Here is an 18,768-nt window from a genome sequence, read left to right on the forward strand (position 1 = left end):
CGCCTTTCGGCCACCCTCTCCCATGGCTCACGCCACGGGAGAGGGAGAAAGCAGAACTCACAGCTTCTTCAGCCCCGCCTCGATCTGCTCGCGGCGGGCTTCGAGGAAGGGCGGCAGCGAGAGCGTGGTGCCGAGCTTGTCCATCGGCTCATCGGTTGCGAAGCCCGGCGCGTCGGTGGCGAGTTCGAACAAGACGCCGTTCGGCTCACGGAAATAGAGGCTCCTGAACCAGAAGCGGTCCACCGGGCCGGAGTTCGGCACGCGCATGGTGCGCAGCCTTTCGGCCCAGGCGTCATAATCCGCATACGGAATGTTGAAGGCGACGTGATGCACGCCACCGGCACCCTGCTGGGCGGGCGGCAGCGCGGGATCCACCGTCACGTGGAGTTCGCCCACGGCGCCGGGCGCTGCCATTCTGTAGACGTGGGTGCCGGAGAAGCTCCCCGTCGGCACCATGTTCATGAGATTCGTCAGCACCATGTCGGTGTGGCGGATGTCGGGAACGCTCATGGTGATCGGGCCGAGGCCGCGGATCTGATGTTCTGACGGAACCGGGCTCTTCTCCCAGGAATGGGCCTCGCCCTCGCCGTCGGCGACGAGCGCCAGGCGCTGGCCTTCGTGATCCTCGAAGGCGAGCGTGGGCCGGCCGGCCTGTTCGCCGATCTTTTCCTGCTTCACGCTCAGCATCGTGAAGCGGTGCTGCCACCAGGAAAGCGACGCCTCGCTTGCCACCCGGAAACCGGTGCGCGTCACCGCGTGCGTCCCCCGCCGCTCGCGGCCCACCGGCCAATCGAAAAACGTGATGTCGGTGCCCGGTGAGCCCACGCCGTCGGCATAGAACAGGTGATAGGCGGAGGTGTCGTCCTGGTTCACCGTCTTCTTGACCAGGCGCAGCCCCAGCGTCTCGGTGTAGAACTTGTGGTTTCCGGGGGCGTCGGCGGTGACGGCGGTGAGGTGGTGGAAGCCCTTGAGGTTCATGGCGGCTCTCTCCGTTGCGAAACCCGCATATCGGCCTTCCCGCCGGAGAATTCAATAGTGTAATTGGAGTTGTTACGGAAACCGCGGATAGCGCATGTCATCCCGGCGGAGAGAGGCGGAGTTCACCCGCCCTGGATGCGCGGAAGAAGATAGATCTCGGCCCCTTGCGGCAGTTCGGCCTGCCAGTTGTCGCGGTAGATCTTGCCGTTGATCGACACGGCCACCCCACGGGCGATGTGGGGGGCCATGCCGGGATAGGTCTCCTCGAGCTTGCGGAACAGCTCGCGGATGGTCTTCGCCTCGATCTGAACGACGGACGCTCCGTCCGCTGCCGGACGGAGCGCCCCCCAAAGGTGGATGTCGGCCAAATCAGGCCTGCCTTCAGGCTTTCTGCGCCGCCTCGAGCGCCTTGAGGACGCGCGGCGGCGACATCGGCACGTGGGTCATGCGGACGCCGAAGGCATTCGACATGGCGTTGGCGATGGCCGCGAGCGGCGGAACGATCGAGGTTTCGCCCACGCCGCGCACACCGTAGGGGTGGTTGGGGTTGGGGATCTCGAGGATCTGCGTGTCGATCATCGGCAGGTCCGAGCACACCGGGATGCGGTAGTCGAGGAAGCCCGGGTTCTGGAGCCGCCCGTCCTTGCCGTAGATGTACTCCTCGTTGAGCGCCCAGCCGATGCCCTGCGCGGCACCGCCCTGGTACTGGCCTTCCACATAGGTCGGGTGAACGGCCTTGCCGGCATCCTGAATGACCGTGTAGCGCACGATCTTCGAGCGGCCGGTCTCGGGATCGACCTCGACGTCGCAGATGTGGGTGGCAAACGACACCCCTGCACCATCCGCCACGATCTCGGCATGGCCTGCAACCGGCCCGCCGGTGTTGCCGGCCGCGGCCGCGATCTCCTTGAGCGAGAGCGGCGCGAGGTTGCCGTATTTTTCGCCCACGGCCTTGGCGTGGCCTGCCTCCCACTCCACGTCCTCGACGGGGATTTCCCACATCTTGGCGGCGCGCTCCTTCAGAACGGCCACCGTGTTGCGGGCGGCGAAGATGCCGGCCATCGAGGAGGAGAAGGTGCCGCGGCTGCCGTCGGTCATGTCGTTGTGGCCGAGGGTTCCGGTGTCCGCCACGAGGCACTTCACCTGGTCATAGGGAACGCCGAGCTCCTCGGCCACGCAGAGTGCGAGCGAGGCGCGCGAGCCGCCGACATCCACCGTGCCGACGGTGAGCGTCACCGACCCGTCCGGCCCGACATTGATGTCGGTGCACGTCTGGCCGCCGAAGTTGAACCAGAAGCCGCAGGCCATGCCGCGGCCCTGGTTGGGGCCGAGCGGCGCCTTCATGTGGGGGTGCTTCTTGGCGGCCTCGAGCGTGGCGCCGATGCCGATCGGGCCATAGATCGGGCCGTAGGACGACCTCGTGCCCTGCTTCGCCGCATTCTTGATGCGGAACTCCACCGGGTCCATGCCGATCTTGGCGGCGAGCTCATCGATGACGCTCTCGACCGCGAAGGCCGCCATGGGGGCAGAGGGGGCGCGGTAGGCCGCCACCTTCGGGCGGTTCACCAGCACTTCGTAGCCCACGGTGCGGACGTTCTTCAGGTCATAGCAGGCGAACGCCGTCATCGAGCCGAGCTCGGCCCACATGCCGTAGTACGGGCCGTTGGTGAAGCGCAGCGCGGCGTCGGCCGCACAGATCGTGCCGTCCTTCTTCACGCCGATCCTGACGTCGATCGAGGTGGCGGCGGTGGGGCCCGAGGCGCGGAACACCTCCTCGCGGGTCATCACCAGCTTCACCGGGCGGTTGGCCTTGCGCGAGAGGGCCAGCGCCACCGGTTCCGCCCACACATGGGTCTTGCCGCCGAAGCCGCCGCCGATCTCGGAAGAGGTGACGCGGAGCTTCGAAACGTCCATGCCGAGCAGCATGGCGCAGTGGTTGCGGTAGACGAAGTGTCCCTGGGTACAGACCCAGAGCTCGCCCGTACCGTCCGGGCTGACGCTCGCCACGCAGGCATGAGGCTCGATGTAGCCCTGGTGGGTCTGCTCGGTCCGGAAGGTGCGCTCGACGATGACATCGGCCTCCTTGAAGCCGGCCTCGACGTCGCCGTGGCCGAACTCGGTGCGCTTGGCGATGTTGGACGGCTTCGAGGGCTTGGGCTCGACGCCTTCGGTGTAGTTCTTCGGGTTGACGAGAGGCGCCTTGGGCTTCACGGCCTCGTCCACGTCGGTGACGTGGGGAAGGACCTCGTAGTCGATCTTGATGAGCTTCAGCGCCTGCTTCGCCGTGGCCATGTCGATGGCGGCGACGGCGGCGACGGCGTGACCGTCATACTTGGCGGTGCCGCGGGCCATGCAGTTTTCCAGGATGTCGTACATGCCCTGGTCGCCGTTGGTGAGGTCCGGCAGGTCGGCGGCGGTGACCACCGCCTTGACGCCCGCCAGCCTCTCCGCCTTCGACGCGTCGATCTTCCTGATCTTCGCATGGGCGTGGGGCGAGCGCAGGACGAGGCCCACGAGCTGGCCCGGCATGTTGTAGTCCGCGCCGTAGCGGGCGCGGCCCGTCACCTTGTCGAGACCGTCCGGCCGGAGCGGCCTCGTGCCGACCGACTTGAACTGCTTCTTGGATAGTGCCGGATCGTGAACCACGGTGGGGCTCACATGCGGGGCCTTGGCTTCCTTCGGGTGGGCGAGAGTGTTCTCGGTGAGAGTGACCATGTTACACGCTCCTCATTACCTTGGCGGCGTCCTGTACGGCGCGCACGATCTTGTCATATCCGGTGCAGCGGCAGAGATTGCCGGCGAGACCGAAGCGGATTTCCTCCTCGCTCGGATCCGGGTTCTTCTCGAGCAGCGCCTTGGCGGCGATCAGGAAGCCCGGGGTGCACACGCCGCACTGCAGCGCCGCGTGCTCGAGGAACTTGCTCTGGAGCGGGTGAAGCTCCGCTCCCTGGGCCATGCCCTCGACCGTCTCGATCTCGCGGCCCTCGGCCTCGACGCCGAGCACGAGGCAGGAGCAGACGAGGCGGCCGTCGACCTGAACGCTGCAGGCGCCGCAGTCGCCGGTGCCGCAGCCTTCCTTGGCGCCGGTGAGCCCCAGCCGGTTCCTCAGCACGTCGAGCAGGGTTTCATTCGGCTCGCAGGCGAACTCGACATTGTCGCCGTTGATATTGGTGGATACGAGAACGGCCATGTTACTTACCTCCTGCGCGGCTGTAGGCGATCTTGGCGGCGCGCTTGGCCAGCACGGCGGCAACCTTGGTGCGGAACTCGACGGTGCCGCGCTTGTCGTCGATGGGGCGGCAGGCGGCGGATGCGGCCTGGCCCAGCTTCTCGAGGGCGGCGTCATCGAGCCTGGTGCCGATGATCGCGCGCGCGGCGGCGGCCACCAGCAGCACGGTGGGGGCGACGGCACCGAGCGCCACGCGGGCCTCGGTGATGACGCCCTTGGCGTCGAGGGTGAGGTTCACGCCGGCACTCACCACCGCGATGTCCATCTCGGAGCGCGGGATGAAGCGGAGATAGGCATCGCCCGAACGCGGCTTGCGGGCGGGCAGCACGAGGGACTCGATCAGCTCGCCCCGCTTGAGCGAGGTCTTGCCGGGGCCGACCGGGATCTGCTCCACCGGGACGCTGCGCTTGCCCTTCGGGCCCTGCACCACGGCCTTGGCGCCGGCGGCGACGAGGGCCGGAACGCTGTCGGCGGCGGGCGAGGCGTTGCACAGGTTGCCCGCCATGGTGCAGCGGCCCTGCACCTGCTTCGAGCCGATCAGGTTCGCGGCTTCCACCACGCCCGGCCAAGCCTTGACCAGGGCCTTGTTCTCGCCCAGCTCGGCGCAGGAGACGGCGGCGCCGACCACGAAGCCGTTGGCGGTCTTCTTCACTTCGCGCATCGGCTTGATGCGCTTGATGTCGACGACGAGATCCGGTTCGATGAACCCGCCCTTCATGCGCACGAGGAGGTCGGAGCCTCCCGCGAGCACATAGGCGCTCCCCTTTGCCGCGGCGAGCAGGCTCACTGCCGCCTTGGTCGTTTCTGGTGCTTCATATTGCATGTGTGCCACCTGGTTGGAAAATCCCAGGCATTTTGGGACGGGAAGGGGGCGAAGGTCAACCGCTGCGACACCGCAGCGGCATGACACAGGCGCGCAGCCTCCGTTGACGGAAGCCGCCGCGGCGTGGAAAGTCCCTGTTCTGGCGGGTGGGCGGCACGGGATGAACATGGCAGCGGCGGACACAACCGGGGGCGGAGCGGCGGAACGGCGCGTGAGGGCGCTCTCCCTGTGGCGGGGCCTCGAATCGGTGACGCCGCTGAAGGGCGGCGTCAGCAATGCCAGTTTCCGGGTGACCGATTCGTCCGGCAGCTACGTGGCGCGGGTGGGGGGCGACTATCCCTTCCACCAGGTTTCCCGCGAAAGGGAGGCGATCGCCGCCCGGGCCGCCTTCGAAGCCGGCCTCTCGCCCGAGATGGTCCATGCGGCGGACGGCATCATGGTGCTGCGCTACATCGAGGCGAGGACCTATTCCGAGGCCGACGTGCGGGCGGATGCCGCAGGCTGCATCGCCATGCTGAAGCGCTGCCACCGCGAGATGGGGCGGCGCATCACCGGCCAGGGCGCGATCTTCTGGGTGTTCCAGATCCTGCGCGACTATTTCCACACGCTGAAGGAGGCCGGGCACCGCCACGCACCGGACATTGCGCGCTGGGCGGAGATCGCCGACCGGCTGGAGGCGGCACAGCTGCCGCTTCCCATCGTCTTCGGCCACCATGACGTGCTGCCCACAAACTTCATGCATGACGGCGACCGGCTCTGGCTGATCGATTGGGAATATGGCGCCTTCGGCACCGCCCTGTTCGACCTCGCTTCCCTCTCGGCCAACAATTCCTTCGAGGCTGCAGGCGAGAAGCTGATCCTCGAGGCCTATTTCGAGACGGAGCCATCGGAGGAGCTGTGGCGCGCCTTCCACGCCATGAAGGCCGCGAGCGCGCTGCGCGAGGCGGTGTGGGGGATGATCTCGGAACTCCACCTCGCCGCACCCGGCGTCGACTACGTGGCCTATGCGGCGGAGTACCTCGGCCGGTTCGAAAAGGTCCACGACGGCTATACGGCAGCCTATGGGCGCTGAGGCGATGGAGAGAGCGGCGTTCGAGGCGCTCGACCGGGCGGACCCGCTGGCCCCGAAGCGCGAGCTGTTCTTCGTTCCCGAGGGGCTCATCTACCTCGACGGCAATTCGCTGGGCGTTCTGCCGAAGGCTGTTCCCGATCGGCTCAGGGAGGTGGCGGAAGTCCAGTGGGGGAAGGCGCTGATCACGTCCTGGAACGAGCATCACTGGTTCGATCTGCCGCGGAGGATAGGCGACCGCATCGCAAGGCTCATCGGCGCGCCGCCCGCGAGCGTCATCGCGGGCGACACGATCTCCATCAATCTCTTCAAGCTGCTCGGCGCGGCGGCGAAGCTCAATCCCGCGCGCCGCATCATCCTCTCCGACAGCGGCAACTTCCCTTCCGACCTCTATGTGGCGCAAGGCTTCCGCGACCTGACGGCGGATGGCTACGAGCTCAAGGTCGTGGCGCCCGAGGAGGTGATGGCGGCGATCGACGAGACCGTGGCCTTCACCATGCTCACCGAGGTCGATTACCGCACCGCCCGGCTGCACGACATGACCGCGGTGACCGCCCGGGCGCATGAGAAGGGCGCGCTGACGATCTGGGACCTCGCCCATTCGGCCGGGGCGACGCCCGTCGATCTCACAGGCTCGCGCGCCGATTTCGCGCTGGGCTGCACCTACAAGTATCTCAACGGCGGGCCGGGAGCCCCGGCCTTCCTCTATGTGCGGCCCGATCTCCAGGACAGGGTGCAGCCCGCCCTCGCCGGCTGGTGGGGGCATGCCGCACCCTTCGCCTTCGATCTCGACTACCGCCCTGCCCCCGGGATCATCCGCAACCAGTGCGGGACGCAGCCGATCCTCTCCATGGCAGCGCTCGACGCCGCACTCGACCCATGGGACGACGTGGACATGCAGGCGGTGCGCCGGAAATCCGTGGCGCTGTGCCGGGCCTTCATCGATCTCGTGGAGCGGCGCTGTGGCCATCACGGTGTGAGCGTTGCAGGGCCGCGCGCGTTCGGCCGCCGTGGGTCGCACGTCTCCCTCCACCACCCGGAGGGCTATGCGGTGATGCAGGCGCTGATCGCCGCCCGCGTGGTGGGCGATTTCAGGGCGCCGGACATGATGCGCTTCGGCTTCACGCCGCTCTATACCCGCTTCACGGATGTGTGGGACGCGGTCGCGGCGCTGGCGCGCATCCTCGACGGGCGAGAATGGGACAAGCCGGAGTTCCGCGCGAAGAAGGCGGTCACGTGATCATCGACATCTCGCAGGGCCTTTCCCCCGGCATGGCGGGATTTCCGGGAGATGCGCCGTATACGGAGGATTGGACGTTCCGCATCGGCCCCGGCTGCCCGGTGAACGTTTCGCGCCTCTCGCTTTCCGTCCATTGCGGCACCCATGCCGACGCGCCGCTGCATTACGAGCCCGGGGGAGCGGCGGCTGGTTCACTGGAGCTCGAGCCCTATCTGGGCCCCTGCCGGGTGATCGACGCGCGCGGCCCGGGGCCGCTCTGCATGCCGGAGGACATCGCGCACGCGCTCGCGGCCGCGCCGCCGCGGATCCTGCTGCGGCTCATGGACAGGACCGACCCGAAGTGCTGGCCTGCAGGCTTCCGGGCGCTGGCGGCGGATACGGTGGACCTTCTCGCCTCGCAGGGCGCGCTGCTCGTCGGCATCGACACGCCATCAGTCGACCCCGAGACCTCGAAGGCGCTGGAGGCGCACCAGGCCTGCCGGCGCGCGGGCATGCGGATCCTGGAAAACCTCGTGCTGGAGCATGTGGAGCCGGGTGACTACGAGCTGATCGCGCTGCCGCTCAAGCTCGAGAACCTCGATGCCGCGCCTGTGCGGGCGGTGCTCAGGCGATAGCTTCCCCCACCCCAGCTGTTGACTTTTTTCCTATCCCATGCTAGGTATGTTTTCCTTGGACGTGCCTTCTGCTGATTGACATCGTGAATCAACTACCCCCGCACGCTCTTCAGGGCGGCATAGAGCTTGGCGTAGCGCGGGAGCATCTCGGCTTCATAGAAGCGCGTCCTGGCGGGATCGGGCTCGATCACCGATTTCGAGCGCACCATCGCGGCGCAGCCTTCCTCGATGGTGTCGTAGCGGCCGGCACCATGTGCGGCGAGGATGGCGCAGCCGAGGGCCGGGGCATCCGGCACCTCGGTGAGCTCGATCGGCGCGCCGATCGTGTCGGCGTGGATCTGCAGCCAGAGCGGCGAGTTGGAAGCACCCCCCGCCAGAACGATGCGCTTCGGGCTGAAGGCCTCGCCGAAACTGTCGGTGATCAGGCGGGTGCCGAGGCAGATGCCCTCGATGATGGCGCGGAAGACATGGGCGGGCGTGTGCTTCAGCGTCAGGCCGGTGATGGCGCCGCGCGAGAGCGCATCGGTATAGGGCGTGCGGTTGCCCTGGAAATGATCGAGCACGAGGAGGCCTTCCGCGCCGGGCGGGAGCGCCGCCGCGCCCTCATTCAGCGCATCCCAGCCGGTGTGCTCGGCGAAATGGCGCTTGAACCAGGCGACGACGGAGCCGGTCGAGGTCTGGCCGCCCTCGATCACGGGCTTTCCGGGATAGACGCCGTCCATGTAGGTGCCCCAGACGCCGGGCTTGTGCACCACCCGGTCGGCGATGCCGATGTGGAGGTGCGAGGAGCCGGTGATGAGCGCCATCTCGCCCGGCCGCGTGACGCCGAGGCCGATGACGCCGATGAAGGCATCCGAGCCGCCCTGCACCACCAGCGTGCCGCGCCCGAGACCCAGATGCTCGGCGGCTTCCTTCGTGAGGGGACCGAGGGGCGTTCCGGGGGCGAGGATGGGGCTTGGCCATTTCGCTTCGAGCTCGGCGAGGCCGAGGGCCGCCAGCAGCGAGCGCGGAACGCCGCCGTGCTGCGTCTGGTAATGCCAGCGGATCGCCGCGTTGCCGAGCGAGCCCACCCAGCGGCCGGTGAGGCGGAGATTCATGTAGTCCTGGTATTCCCCGACCTTCGCGGCGCGGGCGAAGACCTCCGGCTGGTGGCGCTTCATCCAGAGCGACTTGGGGATCATCCATTCGGCGGAGACCGGCCCCGCCCCGCCGCCGTTGACGCGCAGCGCCTCGTCCCGGGTGGCGGCGACTTCGTCCGCCTCCGCCGCCGAGCGGACGTCCATCCAGATCATGCAGGGGCGGAGCGGCTTTCCCGCGGCGTCGAGGGCCACCACCGAGCAGCAGGTGGTGTCGACGCTGATGGCGATGACATCGGCGGGAGACACGCCCGACCTGGCGACGGCGCCGCGGACCGACTGGCCCATCGCGGCCCACCAGTCCTCCGGGTTCTGCTCGGCCCAGGAGGGCTGGGGAAACTCGGTCTTGTAGGGCGTGGCGACGGAGGCGAGCGGCCGGCCATCGAGATCGAAGACGAAGGCGCGGAGCGATTCCGTTCCGCCATCGACGCCGATCACGTAGCTCATGCCGTTTCCCCCGCCCCGACGGCCCCCCAGCGGGCCTCCGCCTCATCATAGGCGTGAAGCTCGCCCATGGCGATATCGAACCAGACCCCGTGCAGAGACAGCTCCTTCCGGTTCTCACGCATGCGGATCCACGGAAAGGTGCGGAGATTGGCGAGGGAGTGCTCGATCGAGGCGCGCTCGATGTGGCGCTCGTGGGTCTCCTCGTTGACGCCCTTCTCGCGCGGCACGATGCGGGCCACGTCCTTCACGGCCCTCATCCAGCGGCCGATGAAATCCGTGTGGCTGAGCGGCGATGATTCCTGCACCGCCGCACGGATGCCGCCGCAGCGGCCGTGGCCCATCACCACCACGTGCTGCACGCCGAGAGACAGCACCGCGAATTCGAGCGCGGCGGACGTGCTGTTGTGGCCGCCGTCCGGCATGTAGGGCGGAACGAGGTTGGCGACGTTGCGCACCACGAACATCTCGCCCGGCCCCGCATCGAAGATGGTTTCGGGGGCGGCGCGCGAGTCGCAGCAGGCGATGATCATGATCTTCGGCTTCTGGGCGCCCTCGCCCAGGCTGCGGTAGCGCTCGGCCTCCGAGGCGTAGCGGCCGGAGCGGAAGTGGGCATAGCCGTCGAGCAGTTTGGCGGGCAGTGGCATGGCGCGGTCTCCCCCGGCCTTCAATCGACCACGCGCACCGCACCCCGCGCGGCGGAGGTGGTGAGCGCCGCATAGGCCTTGAGCGCGGTCGAGACCTTGCGCTTCCTCTGCTCCGTGGGCTTCCACGCTTTCTCGCCCCGCGCCAGCATGGCGGCGCGGCGGCGGGCGATCTCCTCATCGCTCAGCGCGAGGCGGATCGAGCGGTTGGGGATGTCGATCTCGATCGTGTCGCCCTCCTCGACGAGCGCGATGAGGCCGCCTTCCGCCGCCTCGGGCGAGACGTGGCCGATCGAGAGGCCCGAGGTGCCGCCGGAGAAGCGGCCGTCGGTGACGAGCGCGCAGGCCTTGCCCAGCCCCTTCGACTTGAGATAGCTCGTGGGATAGAGCATCTCCTGCATGCCGGGGCCGCCGCGCGGGCCCTCGTAGCGGATCACCACCACGTCGCCTGCTTCGACGCCGCGGTTCAATATTCCGTGCACGGCGGAATCCTGGCTCTCGAAGACCCTGGCCCGGCCGGTGAACTTGAGGATCGACTCGTCCACACCCGCGGTCTTCACGATGCAGCCCTCCTCGGCGAGGTTGCCGTAGAGCACGGCGAGGCCGCCATCCTTCGAGAAGGGGTGGTTCACGTCGCGGATGACGCCCGTCTTGCGGTCGAGGTCCAATTCGTCCCAGCGGCTCGACTGGCTGAAGGCCACCTGCGTCGGGACGCCGCCCGGTGCTGCGCGGTAGAACTCGCGCACGGCCTCGGAATTGGTGCGGCCGATGTCCCAGCGGTCCAGCGCCTCGCCCAGCGTGCGGGTGTGGACGGTGGGGAGATCGCGGTTGATGAGGCCGCCCCTGTCGAGTTCGCCGAGGATCGCCATGATGCCGCCGGCGCGGTGCACGTCCTCCATGTGGACGTCCGACTTGGCGGGGGCGACCTTGGAGAGGACGGGCACGCGGCGCGACAGCCGGTCGATGTCCTTCATGGTGAAGTCGAGTTCCGCCTCGTGCGCGGCGGCGAGGATGTGCAGCACCGTGTTGGTGGAGCCGCCCATGGCGATATCGAGCGTCATGGCGTTCTCGAAGGCGCCGAAGCTCGCGACCGAGCGCGGCAGCACGGACTCGTCGTTCTGCTCGTAGTAGCGGCGGGCGAGATCGACCACGAGGTGGCCGGCCTCGACGAAGAGGCGCTTGCGGTCCGAATGGGTGGCGAGGGTCGAGCCGTTGCCGGGAAGCGACAGGCCCAGCGCTTCCGTGAGGCAGTTCATCGAATTCGCCGTGAACATGCCCGAGCAGGAGCCGCAGGTGGGGCAGGCCGAACGCTCGATCGCCTGGACGTCAGCGTCGGAGACGCTGTCATCCGCCGCGGCGACCATGGCGTCGACGAGGTCGAGCGCCTTGGTGACGCCGGAGAGCACGACCTTGCCCGCTTCCATCGGCCCTCCCGAGACGAAGACGCAGGGGATGTTGAGGCGGAGTGCCGCCATCAGCATGCCGGGCGTGATCTTGTCGCAGTTCGAGATGCAGACCATGGCATCGGCGCAGTGGGCGTTCACCATGTATTCGACCGAATCCGCGATGATCTCGCGCGAGGGCAGCGAATAGAGCATGCCGTCATGGCCCATGGCGATGCCGTCGTCGACCGCGATGGTGTTGAACTCCTTGGCGACGCCGCCCGCCTTCTCCACCTCGCGGGCGACGAGCTGGCCCAGGTCCTTCAGGTGCACGTGGCCCGGCACGAACTGGGTGAAGGAGTTGACGATGGCGATGATCGGCTTGCCGAAATCCTCGTCCTTCATGCCGGTGGCGCGCCACAGGCCGCGGGCGCCGGCCATGTTGCGGCCGTGGGTGGTGGTGCGGGAACGGTACTGGGGCATGGGGCTCGGACCTCAATTCGGAACTCCGGCCCCGATTGCCCCAGCCCGGCAGGGGAATCAAGACCGGGCTTCGGGATGCCGCCTTTGGCCAATTGCATGGCCGCCCGGGGCCGCCTAAGAGCCTTCCCCGGAACCAGAAAGGATCGCCGACCATGAGCTTCAAGACCATCGAACAGGCCCCGGCCCGCCTCAACCGCAGCGAGCTTGCCGTGCCGGGAAGCCAGGCCAAGCTGTTCGAGAAGGCAGCCCAATCGGCCGCCGACGTGGTCTTCCTCGACCTCGAGGACGCCGTGGCCCCCGACGACAAGGCGCAGGCCCGGAAGAACATCATCCAGGCGATCGGCGACATCGACTGGGGGACGAAGACGCTCTCCGTCCGCATCAACGGGCTCGACACGCATTACATGTACCGCGACCTCGTCGAGGTGCTGGAGAATTGCCCGGACCGGCTGGACCTCATCATGATCCCCAAGGTGGGCACGGCGGCCGACGTCTATGCGGTCGACATGCTGGTGACCCAGATCGAGGCCGCCAAGGGCCGGAAGAAGCGGCTGGGCTTCGAGCTCATCATCGAGACGGCCCTCGGCATGCAGAACATCCACGAGATCGCGGCGGCCTCGCCCCGCAACGAGTCGCTCCATTTCGGGGTGGCCGACTATGCGGCCTCGACGAGGGCGCGCACCACCTCGATCGGTGGCCCCCACCCGGACTACGCCGTGCTGACCGACTCGCTGGCCGGGGGCGAGCGCGCCATCCACTGGGGCGACATGTGGCATTACGCGATTTCCCGCATGGTGGTGGCGGCGCGGGCCAACGGACTGCGCCCGGTGGACGGGCCGTTCGGCAATTTCTCCGATGCCGACGGCTTCCGCGCCCAGGCGCAGCGCGCGGCGGTTCTCGGTTGCGAGGGGAAGTGGGCGATCCACCCCTCCCAGATCGGGCTTGCCAACGAGGTGATGAGCCCGTCCGCGGCGGACGTCGAGCGCGCCCGGCGCATCATCGCGGCGATGAAGGAGGCGGAGGCGCAAGGCAAGGGCGCCGTCTCGCTCGACGGGCGGCTCATCGACTATGCCTCGATCCGGCAGGCGGAGGTGCTGGTGAAGAAGGCGGAAATGATCGCCGGGGCGTGAGGGTCTTTTGATTTCGTGGACCGGCGGTGCTATTGCCGGTAGGGTTCCCTCGTTGATCGAAGCATCCTAGCATGGCGAAAGAGCATTCCCGCGAAGTCGAATGGCCCACGGTGGCGCTGATTGCCGCCGTCTATGCCACGCTGGGGCTTCTCGTGTGGTTCCACGCCAGCCTGCCGTGGTGGGTGATCCTTCCCGCGGGGGCCTATGCGGCAGCACTCCACTCCTCGCTCCAGCACGAGGTGCTGCACGGCCACCCGACGGGAAAGCGCTGGCTCAACGAGGCGATGATCTTCCTGACGCCGACGCTGTGGCTGCCCTATCACCGTTACCGGCAGCTTCACCTCACCCACCACAACGACGCCAACCTGACGGACCCGCGGCTCGACCCCGAATCCTATTACATGCTGCCCGAGCACTGGGCCGAGGTGCGGGGGATCCGCCGGTCGCTCTACCTCGTGAACCAGACGCTGGCCGGGCGGATGCTGATCGGTCCGGCCGTCGGCATCGTCCGCTTCTGGTCCTCCGAGTTCCGCGCCATCGCCCAGGGCAGCGGCGAGACGCTCCGCGCCTGGGCGTGGTTCGTGCCCTCCGCCCTCCTCACCATCTGGCTGGTGACGGGCGTCGCGGGAATGCCGTTCTGGCAGTACTACCTGCTGATCGCCTATCCCGGCATCTCGCTCGCCCTGGTGCGCTCCTACTGCGAGCACCAGGCGGCGGAAGAGGTGGAGCACCGCACGATCATCGTCGAGGCCTCGCCCTTCTGGTCGCTGCTGTTCCTCAACAACAACCTGCACGTGGCGCACCACGCGAAGCCCGCCCTCGCCTGGTACAAGATCCCTGCCTATTACCGCGCCGAGCGGGAGGAGCTGATCGCCCGCAACAACGGCTATCTGATGAGGGGCTATGGCGAGATCTTCGCCCGTTTCTTCCTCAGCGCCAAGGAACCCATTCCCTACCCCAACATGGGCTGGCTCCGGAAACTGTGATGGTCTAAGACCCTTCCCCCTGAAACAGCCGGTTGGGGGGCTTCACACGTGACGAACCGCATCGAGATCGCGGGCCTGCGGGTCGCGGGCGAATTGTTCAGCTTCGTGGCCGAGGAGGCGCTCCCCGGCACCGGCATGGCCGAGCTCGATTTCTGGAAGCGCCTTGCCGCCATCCTCGACGATCTCGCGCCGCGGAACAGGGAGTTGCTTGCGAAGCGCGATGCGCTGCAGGCGAAGCTCGACGACTGGTACCGGGCGAACGGCACGCCCGGCGACATGGGAGCCTACAAGGCGTTCCTGGCGGAGATCGGCTATCTCCTGCCCGAGGGACCGGACTTCGCGGTGACGACGCAGAACGTCGACCCGGAAATCGCCCGGGTGGCGGGGCCGCAGCTCGTCGTGCCGGTGATGAATGCGCGCTATGCCCTCAATGCCGCCAACGCGCGCTGGGGCTCGCTCTACGACGCGCTCTATGGCACGGATGCGATCCCCGAGCATGGCGGGGCGGAGAAGGGCACGCGCTACAATCCGGTGCGGGGTGCCGAGGTCATCCGCTGGGCGCGGGGCTTCCTCGACCAGTCGGTGCCGCTGGCCAGCGGGAGCTGGGCCGAGATCTCGCGCGTCTTCGTCGAAGGCGGGCGGCTCATGACGGACCGTGGCGGGCTGAAGGATGCCTCGCAATTCAAGGGGCACCGCGGCGCAAAGAATGATCCTTCGGCCGTGGTGCTCGCCAACAACGGGCTTCACGTCGAGATCGCCTTCGACCGCAACCACCTCATCGGCAAGGACGACAGGGCGGGGATTTCCGACGTGATCCTCGAATCCGCCGTCACCGCCATCATGGACTGCGAGGATTCGATCGCCGCCGTCGATGCCGCCGACAAGGTGACGGTGTACCGCAACTGGCTTGGGCTGATGACGGGCGACCTCGCGGAGGAGATCGAGAAGGCGGGCAAGACCTTCACCCGCCGCCTCAACCCGGACCGGAGCTACGAGGCGGCGGAGGGCGGCACGCTGACGCTGAAGGGCCGCGCCCTGATGCTGGTGAGGAACGTCGGCCACCTGATGACGACGCCTGCCATCCTCGACTCCCGAGGCCGCGAAATTCCCGAAGGCATCATGGACGCGATGATGACGGCGCTGATCGCGCTCAAGGACGTCGGGCCCAACGGGCGGCGGATGAATTCGCGCACGGGCTCCATGTACATCGTGAAGCCCAAGATGCACGGGCCGGAGGAAGTGGCCTTCGCGGTCGATCTCTTCGCCCGCGTCGAGCAGGCGCTGGGGATGGCGGCGAACACGCTGAAGATCGGCATCATGGACGAGGAACGGCGCACCACCATCAACCTCAAGGAATGCATCCGCCAGGCGAAGGAGCGGATCGTGTTCATCAACACAGGCTTCCTCGACAGGACGGGCGACGAGATCCACAGCGCCATGGAAGCGGGCCCGATGATCCGCAAGGGCGACATGAAGCAGGCGGCCTGGATCAAGGCCTATGAAGACTGGAACGTCGACATCGGGCTGCTGTGCGGGCTGCCGGGCCATGCGCAGATCGGCAAGGGCATGTGGGCGATCCCCGACCACATGGCGATCATGCTGGCGATGAAGCTGGCGCACCCGCAGGCCGGAGCCAACACCGCCTGGGTGCCCTCGCCCACCGCGGCAACGCTCCATGCCACGCATTACCACAAGGTGAACGTCCAGGCGGTGCAACAGAAGCTGAAGTCCCGCCCGCGCGCGAAGCTCGACGACATCCTTTCGGTGCCGGTGGCGGTCAGGCCCAACTGGACGGCGGCAGACATCCAGAAGGAACTCGACAACAATGCGCAGGGCATCCTCGGTTACGTGGTGCGCTGGATCGACCAGGGCATCGGCTGCTCCAAGGTGCCGGACATCGACAATGTCGGGCTGATGGAAGACCGCGCGACGCTGCGCATCTCCTCCCAGCACATCGCGAACTGGCTCCGGCATGGCGTCGTCAGCGAAGCGCAGGTGATGGAGACGATGAAGCGCATGGCGGCGGTCGTCGACCGGCAGAATGCGGGAGACCCGCACTACCGGCCGATGGCGGCGGATTTCGGCGGCTCGATCGCCTTCCAGGCGGCCTGCGACCTCGTGTTCAAGGGCGCGGCCCAGCCCAACGGCTACACGGAGCCGCTGCTGCACATGCACCGGCTGGCGGTGAAGGCGCGGGGGTGAGGGGAACGCTCACGCGCCCTAGGGCACCCAGATGTTCTTCACCTGCACGGCGTGGCGGAGGAAGGCTTCGCCCTGGCCCTGCTCTCGGCTGAGCCAGTCGCGCTCCTTGCCGTGCGAGACCCAAGTGGCCTTGAGGTTTCCGGTACTCGCGGCCTCGGCCATGGCGGAGCCTCGGCCCGGGCCGAAATACCACAGCGCCGCGACCTCGTCATGCTCGGCCAGTGTCTTCGCCAGCTCGTCGCGGGCACCGGTCACGATGTTGACGACGCCGCCCGGCACATCCGATGTGTCGAAGACCTGATAGAGATCGGTGGCGGCGAGCGGCCGTTGCGGCGAAGGGACGGCGACGACGCGGTTACCCATGGCGATCGCCGGCATCACCAGCGAGAGGAAGGCCAAGAGCGGCATCTCGTCCGGGCAGAGTATGCCGACCACGCCCCAGGGCTCGTTCATGGCGAGCGTCACGTGGCGGGACTTCGTGGCATGGACGCGGCCGTCGTACTTGTCGGCCTGGGCGGCATACCAGAAGATGCGGGCGAGTGCGGCCTCGACCTCGGCCCTGGCCTGCTTCGCGCCCTGCCCCATCGACTTGAGGCGGGACTCGAATTCGGCGGCGCGGGCGGAGAGGTTTTCCGCGATGTAGTAGAGAACCTGGGCCCGGTTGTGGGCCGTGGCTGAGGCCCAGGCGGAGGCCTTCGCCGCCGCCTCCACCGCGTTCCGGACGTCCTTGCGGCTGCCGAGGCCCGCCTGGCCGATGGCCCTGCCTTTCGCTCCGTACACGGAATAGGAATGGCCGGAATCGGGCCGCGCCTGCTTGCCGCCGACATAGAGCTTCGCCGTGCGGTCGATTGCCGAGGGCTCGGCGGCAGTGGCGGGAAGCGCGCCGAGCGGCGCGGCCGCAGCTTCCTGCCCGGGCTTCAGCGCGGCCTCCCAGGCGGGAACGAGATATTCGAGCATGCCCTCGCGCCCGCCCTCGCGGCCGAAGCCCGACTCCCGGTAGCCGCCGAAGCCCGCGGCGGCATCGAAGAGGTTGGTCGAGTTGATCCAGACGACGCCGGCCTTGACGCGCGCCGCCGTATCGAGCGCCAGGTTGATGTTCTCCGACCAGACGCTGGCGGCGAGGCCGTAGCGCGTGTGGTTGGCGATCTGCACCGCCTCGTCCGGCGTGCGGAAGGTCATCACCGCGGCGACCGGGCCGAAGATCTCAACCTCCATCACGGTGGAGGCGGGCTCCACATCGGTGAAGAGCGCGGGCGCGAACCAGTTGCCGCGCTCGGGAAGCGCGCAGGCGGGCTGCAGCAGCGTGCCGCCCTCGGCCTTGCCCTTCTCGACCAGTTCCGAGATGCGCCCGAGCTGGACCGGATCGACGATGGCGCCCATGTCGATCGACTTGTCGAGCGGATCACCCACCCGCAGCGCCTCCATGCGGCGCTTCAGCTTGGCGAGGAAGCGCGGCGCGATCCCCTCCTGCACGAGTATGCGCGAGCCCGCACAGCAGACCTGGCCCTGGTTGAACCAGATCGCGTCGACGACGCCTTCGACCGCCGCATCGAGATCGGCATCCTCGTGCACGATGAAGGGCGACTTGCCGCCGAGCTCGAGCGAGAGCTTGAGGCCTTTGCCCGCCGTGGCCTTGCGGATCATGCGGCCGACCTCGGTCGAACCGGTGAAGGCGATCTTGTCGATATCCGGGTGATCGACGAGGGCGGCACCCGTTGCGCCATCGCCGGTGACGATGTTGACCACGCCCGGCGGCAAGCCGGCCTCGCGGCAGATCTCGGCGAAGGCGAGGGCTGAGAGCGGCGTGTATTCGGCGGGTTTCAGCACCACGGTGTTGCCGGCGGCGAGTGCCGGCGCGATCTTCCAGGCGAGCATCAGGAGCGGGAAGTTCCACGGGATGATCTGGCCGCAGACGCCCAGGGGCACATGGCCCGGGAACTCGTCCGCGATCAGCTCCGCCCAGCCGGCGTGGTGGTAGAAGTGGCGGGCCACCAGCGGAACGTCGATATCACGCGACTCGCGGATCGGCTTGCCGTTGTCCATCGTCTCCAAAACGGCGAGGAAGCGCTCGCGCTTCTGAACCAGACGGGCGATGGCATAGAGATGCTTCGCGCGATCGTGACCCGTCAGCTTCGACCAGCTCCGCCAGGCCTTGCGCGCGGCCTTGACGGCGGCGTCGACATCGGCGGCGGAGCCCTGCGCCACGGCGGCGAGCTTCTCGCCCGTGGCGGGGTTGAAGACGTCGAAGGACTTGCCACCCTGCGGCTTCACGAACTCTCCGCCGATAAAGTGGCCGAAGCCCGCGGCATGGGCCTTCAGCCAGTCCAAAACGTGGCCGTTCGCCTCCGGGGCGGGGCCGTAGTCCATGGTGTCGAGGATGTCGCGGACGCTGGGCATTTCGGGCTCTC

The 18,768-nt window shown here is 67.8% G+C and carries 15 protein-coding genes; 6 read left to right on the top strand and 9 right to left on the bottom strand.

Translation table 11 applies throughout. The annotated features are described in order from the left end of the window. Window positions 1-57 precede the first annotated feature (57 nt). From ACK4HL_RS03180 to ACK4HL_RS03200, 5 genes are all read right to left on the bottom strand, one after another. Window positions 58-978: a ring-cleaving dioxygenase gene (locus tag ACK4HL_RS03180; RefSeq protein ID WP_409756588.1), complete on the bottom strand. Its 921-nt coding sequence runs from the start codon at window positions 976-978 to the stop codon at window positions 58-60. 122 nt (window positions 979-1,100) lie between these two features. Next, the gene (locus ACK4HL_RS03185) at window positions 1,101-1,346 is read right to left on the bottom strand and encodes a MoaD/ThiS family protein (RefSeq protein ID WP_409756589.1); all 246 of its coding nucleotides are present in this window, start codon (window positions 1,344-1,346) and stop codon (window positions 1,101-1,103) included. A gap of 13 nt (window positions 1,347-1,359) precedes the next feature. Further along, window positions 1,360-3,693 (bottom strand): xanthine dehydrogenase family protein molybdopterin-binding subunit, encoded by a 2,334-nt coding sequence (locus ACK4HL_RS03190; protein ID WP_409756590.1) that lies wholly within the window; start codon window positions 3,691-3,693, stop codon window positions 1,360-1,362. Between the two features lies 1 nt (window position 3,694). Next, window positions 3,695-4,168 (bottom strand): (2Fe-2S)-binding protein, encoded by a 474-nt coding sequence (locus tag ACK4HL_RS03195; RefSeq protein ID WP_409756591.1) that lies wholly within the window; start codon window positions 4,166-4,168, stop codon window positions 3,695-3,697. Window position 4,169: 1 nt separating this feature from the next. Beyond that, window positions 4,170-5,030: an FAD binding domain-containing protein gene (locus tag ACK4HL_RS03200; RefSeq protein ID WP_409756592.1), complete on the bottom strand. Its 861-nt coding sequence runs from the start codon at window positions 5,028-5,030 to the stop codon at window positions 4,170-4,172. A 166-nt stretch (window positions 5,031-5,196) separates the two neighbouring features. Here ACK4HL_RS03200 and ACK4HL_RS03205 point away from each other — a divergent pair, with 166 nt between their 5' ends. The 3 genes from ACK4HL_RS03205 to kynB are packed head-to-tail and all read left to right on the top strand — an operon-like array spanning window position 5,197 to window position 7,953. Then, window positions 5,197-6,102: a choline/ethanolamine kinase family protein gene (locus ACK4HL_RS03205; RefSeq protein WP_409756593.1), complete on the top strand. Its 906-nt coding sequence runs from the start codon at window positions 5,197-5,199 to the stop codon at window positions 6,100-6,102. A 4-nt stretch (window positions 6,103-6,106) separates the two neighbouring features. Next, the gene (kynU, locus tag ACK4HL_RS03210) at window positions 6,107-7,339 is read left to right on the top strand and encodes a kynureninase (protein ID WP_409756594.1); all 1,233 of its coding nucleotides are present in this window, start codon (window positions 6,107-6,109) and stop codon (window positions 7,337-7,339) included. After that, a complete protein-coding gene (gene kynB, locus ACK4HL_RS03215; protein ID WP_409756595.1) occupies window positions 7,336-7,953 on the top strand; it encodes an arylformamidase in 618 nt (205 codons plus the stop codon). Before kynU ends, kynB begins: the two co-directional genes overlap by 4 nt. Window positions 7,954-8,045: 92 nt before the next feature. Here the strand turns inward: kynB and ACK4HL_RS03220 are convergent, their stop codons facing one another. Genes ACK4HL_RS03220 through ilvD form a run of 3 tightly spaced genes read right to left on the bottom strand, consistent with a single transcriptional unit; the run spans window position 8,046 to window position 12,042 of the window. Then, on the bottom strand, window positions 8,046-9,536 hold the full coding sequence (locus tag ACK4HL_RS03220; protein WP_409756596.1) for an FGGY-family carbohydrate kinase: 1,491 nt from the start codon (window positions 9,534-9,536) through the stop codon (window positions 8,046-8,048). Beyond that, window positions 9,533-10,180 (bottom strand): carbonic anhydrase, encoded by a 648-nt coding sequence (locus ACK4HL_RS03225; RefSeq protein ID WP_409756597.1) that lies wholly within the window; start codon window positions 10,178-10,180, stop codon window positions 9,533-9,535. Before ACK4HL_RS03225 ends, ACK4HL_RS03220 begins: the two co-directional genes overlap by 4 nt. Window positions 10,181-10,200: 20 nt before the next feature. Continuing rightward, entirely contained in the window at window positions 10,201-12,042 is a 1,842-nt protein-coding gene (gene ilvD / locus ACK4HL_RS03230; protein WP_409756598.1) for a dihydroxy-acid dehydratase, read from the bottom strand. A gap of 152 nt (window positions 12,043-12,194) precedes the next feature. Between ilvD and ACK4HL_RS03235 the strand changes: the two genes are divergently transcribed. The 3 genes from ACK4HL_RS03235 to ACK4HL_RS03245 all read left to right on the top strand — a co-directional run bounded on the left by ACK4HL_RS03235 (window position 12,195) and on the right by ACK4HL_RS03245 (window position 16,360). Then, the gene (locus ACK4HL_RS03235) at window positions 12,195-13,172 is read left to right on the top strand and encodes an HpcH/HpaI aldolase/citrate lyase family protein (protein ID WP_409756599.1); all 978 of its coding nucleotides are present in this window, start codon (window positions 12,195-12,197) and stop codon (window positions 13,170-13,172) included. A 71-nt stretch (window positions 13,173-13,243) separates the two neighbouring features. Further along, window positions 13,244-14,158: a fatty acid desaturase gene (locus ACK4HL_RS03240; protein WP_409756600.1), complete on the top strand. Its 915-nt coding sequence runs from the start codon at window positions 13,244-13,246 to the stop codon at window positions 14,156-14,158. A gap of 48 nt (window positions 14,159-14,206) precedes the next feature. Beyond that, the gene (locus ACK4HL_RS03245; RefSeq protein ID WP_409756601.1) at window positions 14,207-16,360 is read left to right on the top strand and encodes a malate synthase G; all 2,154 of its coding nucleotides are present in this window, start codon (window positions 14,207-14,209) and stop codon (window positions 16,358-16,360) included. A gap of 18 nt (window positions 16,361-16,378) precedes the next feature. Here the strand turns inward: ACK4HL_RS03245 and ACK4HL_RS03250 are convergent, their stop codons facing one another. Next, window positions 16,379-18,757, bottom strand: coding sequence for an aldehyde dehydrogenase family protein (locus ACK4HL_RS03250; RefSeq protein WP_409756602.1), 2,379 nt, complete (start codon window positions 18,755-18,757; stop codon window positions 16,379-16,381). Window positions 18,758-18,768: the final 11 nt, after the last annotated feature.

The organism is Aestuariivirga sp. (genome assembly GCF_046294715.1).
Classification (GTDB): Bacteria; Pseudomonadota; Alphaproteobacteria; order Rhizobiales; family Aestuariivirgaceae; genus Aestuariivirga.

What these genes read in the sequence shown, in the direction of transcription:
- ACK4HL_RS03250 (WP_409756602.1), bottom strand. Translation starts at nt 18,757, where the DNA reads ATGCCCAGCGTCCGCGACATCCTCGACACCATGGACTACGGCCCCGCC.
- ACK4HL_RS03190 (WP_409756590.1), bottom strand. Translation starts at nt 3,693, where the DNA reads ATGGTCACTCTCACCGAGAACACTCTCGCCCACCCGAAGGAAGCCAAG.
- ACK4HL_RS03195 (WP_409756591.1), bottom strand. Translation starts at nt 4,168, where the DNA reads ATGGCCGTTCTCGTATCCACCAATATCAACGGCGACAATGTCGAGTTC.
- kynU (WP_409756594.1), top strand. Translation starts at nt 6,107, where the DNA reads ATGGAGAGAGCGGCGTTCGAGGCGCTCGACCGGGCGGACCCGCTGGCC.
- ACK4HL_RS03235 (WP_409756599.1), top strand. Translation starts at nt 12,195, where the DNA reads ATGAGCTTCAAGACCATCGAACAGGCCCCGGCCCGCCTCAACCGCAGC.
- ACK4HL_RS03240 (WP_409756600.1), top strand. Translation starts at nt 13,244, where the DNA reads ATGGCGAAAGAGCATTCCCGCGAAGTCGAATGGCCCACGGTGGCGCTG.
- ACK4HL_RS03205 (WP_409756593.1), top strand. Translation starts at nt 5,197, where the DNA reads ATGGCAGCGGCGGACACAACCGGGGGCGGAGCGGCGGAACGGCGCGTG.
- ACK4HL_RS03200 (WP_409756592.1), bottom strand. Translation starts at nt 5,030, where the DNA reads ATGCAATATGAAGCACCAGAAACGACCAAGGCGGCAGTGAGCCTGCTC.
- ilvD (WP_409756598.1), bottom strand. Translation starts at nt 12,042, where the DNA reads ATGCCCCAGTACCGTTCCCGCACCACCACCCACGGCCGCAACATGGCC.
- ACK4HL_RS03220 (WP_409756596.1), bottom strand. Translation starts at nt 9,536, where the DNA reads ATGAGCTACGTGATCGGCGTCGATGGCGGAACGGAATCGCTCCGCGCC.
- ACK4HL_RS03180 (WP_409756588.1), bottom strand. Translation starts at nt 978, where the DNA reads ATGAACCTCAAGGGCTTCCACCACCTCACCGCCGTCACCGCCGACGCC.
- ACK4HL_RS03225 (WP_409756597.1), bottom strand. Translation starts at nt 10,180, where the DNA reads ATGCCACTGCCCGCCAAACTGCTCGACGGCTATGCCCACTTCCGCTCC.